The organism is Rubrivirga sp. (assembly GCF_049648075.1).
In the GTDB taxonomy this organism is placed as follows: Bacteria; Bacteroidota; Rhodothermia; order Rhodothermales; family Rubricoccaceae; genus Rubrivirga.
On record NZ_JBARYR010000497.1, the window covers coordinates 1 to 2,943 of the forward strand.

A 2,943-nucleotide genomic window follows, 5' to 3' on the forward strand; every position below is an offset into this window, starting at 1 on the left:
GTCTTCCCCACGCCCGCCGACCTCGAGGACGCCGCCCTCGAGGCGCCCACGGCCCTGATCGACCGCGCCCTCCAAGCCCGCCGAGATCTCCGAGCGACCGACGCCGCCCTCGAGGCCGCCCAGGCCGATGCCCGCGCCGCGCGTGCCAGCCGCCTTCCCCAGGTCGCCGTCAGCGCCTCCATCGGGACCAGCTACTCGAGCGCGGGCGAGATCGCCCTGCCGAGTCAGGTCAGCGACAACCGGGCGGGGTCGCTCCGCTTGAGCCTGTCGCTTCCCATCATGGACCGAGGCGTGACGCGCCAGCGGATCCGCCGGGCCGAAGCCCAGGCCTCGGCGTTGCGAGCGGAGCGCCGGGACGCCCAGCGAGCGATCGCCTTGGAGATCCAAGAGCTGTGGATCCGGTTCGACGCCCTCGAGGCCCAGACCGAGATCGCCGACTTGCGCATCCGCGCCGCCCAGGACGCCCTCGAGGCCGAGCGCGCCCGCTACGACGCCGGCGAATCGACGCTGCAGTCGGTCTCTCTCCTGCAGGCCCGCGCCGTGGAGGCCGAGGTGGCCCGAGCCCAGCTCGACATCGAGGGCCGGTTCCAAAAGCTGCTCCTCGACCTCTCCATCGGCGAGTAGACAGAGGAGGCAAAGGGTACGAGTAGGGGCAAGAAGATGAGAGTCGGACGTCTCCTCCCCTCTCGCCCAGCGGCTGCCGGGCGACCACCGATCGCTGGACGGCCACGCCAGATTTAGTCGTCACGCGCACCGCGTACACGCCCACCGGCACGGCCGACCGATCGACCTCGAGGGCGAACGCTTGGACGATGCGGCCAGGGCGTCCACGACCTCGATCCGGGCGCCAGGAGCCAGCACAAAGACGCGGCCTGTCGTCGGGTTGGGCCTCGAGGGCGCTCACGACCTCGAGGCCGAGGGCCTCATCGAGGCCGAGTGCTTGGCGAGGGTCGACGGCGCGGGCGGCCAACGTCTCGTCCTCGGCGAAGGGGTTCACGCCCGAACCGGCGGCGCAGCCAGGGAACGGAGCGACACGGACAGAACGCTCACGGTCGGCCTCGAGGGCTGGATCGTCGCGGTGCCATCGAGCGGCGTCTCCCGTTGCCGCTCGAACCAGTCAAGGCAGCCACCGCGAGCCCTCAAGGTTCTCCCCCGTGGACGCGAGGAGTCAATGAGCGTACCCTTTACGCGTGTCCCGCATCTCCCGACTCAGCGCTCGCAACGCCCTCAAGGCCTCTCGCTTTTATGCGAGCGGGCTGGCCAGGGTGTTCATGACGGAGCCGGTGTTCCTATGGGCGCAGGCCATCGCGTTCAAGACGCTGGTCACACTCCTGCCGCTGATCCTGTTGGCGACGGGCATCTTCGGCATGGTGCTCCGCGAGGAGGAGACGATCACGGCCGTCTCGTCTTTCCTACGGGACTTCCTGCCGCCGAGCCAGAGCGACGGGCTCATCGAGCTCATCTTCTCGCTCCAGAAGTCGTCGCAGGGGCTCACCGTCGTCGGCGCCATCTTCTTCGTGGTCACGGTCCTGACCCTGTTCACGACGCTGCGGTTCGTGATCGCGGAGGCGATGGGCGAGAAGCGGCACCAGATCCGGTCGCTCTTGAAGGGCTACCTGTTCGATTTGCGAATGGCGGCTCAGGTCGGCGTCCTATTCCTCGCCTCCTTTCTGATCACGACGTCCGTCCGGCTGCTCAGCGCCCGGACCGGGCAGATGGCCGACATGGTCGGCCTCGAGGTCGGCGTCGTCGAGGCCGCGACCGGTGGGCTGGTCCAGATCGTGTCCATCGTCGTTCCGTACCTGCTGACGGTCGGGATGCTGGCCCAGCTCTACTACTTCGTGCCCCGGCCCAAGACGCCGTCACGGAGTGCCTTTGTGGGGGCCGCGGCCGGCGCCGTCCTGTTCGAGCTTGCCAAGAACGGGTTCGCCGTCTACGCGACTTATCTCGCCGACTTCGACCGCTACCGAGGAGACGAGAGCGAAGGCCTGAGCGAGCTGGGCGGTGCGTTCGGGCTCATCCTGGCGTTCGTCTTCTGGGTCTACTTCTCCGGCTTCATCCTGGTCATCGGCGCCATCGTGACCAAGCTGCACGAAAAGCGGACGCACCCGCGTCGCTCTCGTCTGCGCAAGATGTGGGCGCGACTGGGCTTCCACAGCACCCGCCAGCGCATCGCCGACGAACAGGTCTCCAACGCCAACCGGCCGGAGCCGTCGCCCGACCTCGAGGTCGGCGGCGACGGGGCACCGGCCTCGACGATTGCCAAGCGCGCTCGACAACGTGCAGAAGCGCCCTAATCGGCACACGGCGGACCCTTCTGGGAGGGCGAACGGTAGCTTGCTCGGTTTCAGCCGCCCGCCCGTGTCTTCAGCCCGCCTTGCGCTCGTCCTCGCCGTCGCCCTCGCGGGCGCGGTTCAGGCGCAAGTCCCGCTGACGCTCGTCAACGATTCGACGACCGTCGGGACGCTGGAGTTCGACTTCGAGGACACCGAGTCGCTCTTGGTCGAGAACCTCGAGCTCCAGGTCGCGACCAAGGCCCCGCCGCCGCGGTTCTTGTTCATCTTCGGCGGCCCCGAAGAGGGCTCGGTGTACCCGTTCGACCCGATCGAGCTGGCCCGCGACGTGGTCCGCCTCGAACGCCACTACGCCGCCAGCGGCTTTCCCCTGGCCGACGTCGACTACGACGTCGCCCTCGACACGACCGACAACACGGTCGGGGTGACGTTCGAGATCACCGAGGGGCCACCGCTCATCATCAACCAGGTGGCGTTCGCCGGTCCCGGTCAGCGCCCCGTCGCGCCGGAGCTCGCCCCCGAAATCCGAGACGAATGGGCCGAGTTCGCGGCCGGCCGCGCCGTTCGGGAAGGCGACCGGCTGGACGCGTTCGCGCTCGTCCAGCTCCAGGGCGAAACCGTCGCCTGGCTCCGAAACCGCGGCTACGCC

General features: G+C 68.9%; 3 protein-coding genes. All 3 read left to right on the forward strand.

Annotation, left to right across the window (positions count from 1 at the left end):
* The coding region (locus WBA11_RS14085) for a TolC family protein (protein WP_424521305.1) at positions 1–624 on the forward strand (624 nt) is incomplete at its 5' end.
* A 566-nt stretch (positions 625–1,190) separates the two neighbouring features.
* Positions 1,191–2,297, forward strand: coding sequence for a YihY/virulence factor BrkB family protein (locus WBA11_RS14090; RefSeq protein WP_424521306.1), 1,107 nt, complete (start codon positions 1,191–1,193; stop codon positions 2,295–2,297).
* 64 nt (positions 2,298–2,361) lie between these two features.
* A partial coding sequence (locus tag WBA11_RS14095) for a POTRA domain-containing protein (protein WP_424521307.1) occupies positions 2,362–2,943 on the forward strand: 582 nt, incomplete at its 3' end.